The sequence below is a fragment of the Bacillus sp. GMs2/2 genome, from assembly GCF_050172095.1.
In the GTDB taxonomy this organism is placed as follows: Bacteria; Bacillota; Bacilli; order Bacillales; family Bacillaceae_G; genus Bacillus_A; species Bacillus_A cereus.
The window spans coordinates 1-1,252 of record NZ_JBNLYE010000703.1; the positions used below are offsets into that span (position 1 = coordinate 1).

Sequence of the window (1,252 nt, forward strand, 5' to 3'; positions counted from 1 at the left end):
CTATGTGGGATATGACAAAACGATTGGTTATTTCTTTTCACCACCTTCACTTACGTTTAGAAGTGGGAGTCCTCTCGAAAGGCATGATAGAAAGTGTAATTTTAATAAGCGGGGGCCTTCATCCCCCGCTTATTCCTATGCAGATTACATAAAAAAACATCCAATTATTTTAATCGGATGCTTTTTTATGTATATTTATCAGTTCATTAACTTTATAACTATATATAATAAACTTAAGATTACTATTTATTATCATACTTACGCTTTCCGCAGCATTCTAGAGAAGAATGTAACGATTAAAATAAAGACGATTGCACCTAATAACGCTGGAAGAATAAAGATGCCTCCCCATTCAGGACCCCAATGACCAAATAACGCACTACCTACCCAAGATCCGATTAATCCGGCAATCACGTTACCAACTATACCTAACGGAAAGTCTTTTCCTGTAATCATTCCAGCTAACGCACCAATAAGTCCACCTACAATACACGTAATAATAAGTCCCACAATTAAACCTCCTATATTCGTTTTATATTGGATTCATCAAGCTTTAGTATGTAACCAAAGCTTGATGAACATATATTATTCTTTATTATCTAATTCATCACTTATCTTTTGTTTCACTTTTCCGACTTTTTCTTTTATCGTTCCCTTCGTTTTTTCCCACTTCCCTTCATTTTCCAACTCTCTATCTTCTGTAACTTCACCAATTCCTTCTTTTACTTGTCCTTTTTTCTTTTCAACTTTACCTTTAACTTGTTCTTTTAGTCCGTTCTCACTCATATTTACAATCTCCTTTTCGTAATAGATTTATAGATTTACAGGATACAAATTTAAATAGAATACATGCATCTTCTTTCTTGTAACCATTCACCGACTCTTTCTAAATCCTTAACGAATAACAAGATTTTTCCTTCATCCAGCTTTTCTTCGTAGAAGTTCGCCTCTTCCTCATTAAGCCCTAACTCTTGCATCTTATTTCTTAACTGATCTCCTGTGTTTTGAAAGACGTTAATAATGCTTGTCCCAAGTCCCTCCTCTTTTATCCCAATTGTATTCACGTCTGCATTGTCTGCGATTCTATCTGTCCTCTCTTTCTCATGTGTTAATACGTAAATATCTTTTTGGTCTATCCCTTTCTTCACTAGATCATTCGCCGCATTCATGACCTCTTTCTCCGTAATAAATTCATATACAAAAGGTTTACTATACTTCGTTTCCATCTTTAACTTCCTCCTTTAAAATGAAT

At 34.5% G+C, this 1,252-nt stretch carries 3 protein-coding genes; all 3 read right to left on the minus strand.

The window, feature by feature from the left end; translation table 11 throughout:
- Positions 1–258: 258 nt before the first annotated feature.
- Positions 259–510 carry a GlsB/YeaQ/YmgE family stress response membrane protein gene (locus tag ACQGS6_RS28810; RefSeq protein ID WP_000522902.1) on the minus strand — a complete coding sequence of 84 codons (252 nt, stop codon included), beginning with the start codon at positions 508–510 and terminating at the stop codon, positions 259–261.
- Between the two features lie 75 nt (positions 511–585).
- Complete coding sequence (locus ACQGS6_RS28815; RefSeq protein ID WP_426966056.1) at positions 586–786, minus strand: CsbD family protein; 201 nt, start codon at positions 784–786, stop codon at positions 586–588.
- 50 nt (positions 787–836) lie between these two features.
- Entirely contained in the window at positions 837–1,226 is a 390-nt protein-coding gene (locus ACQGS6_RS28820) for a general stress protein (protein ID WP_000448812.1), read from the minus strand.
- Positions 1,227–1,252 lie beyond the last annotated feature (26 nt).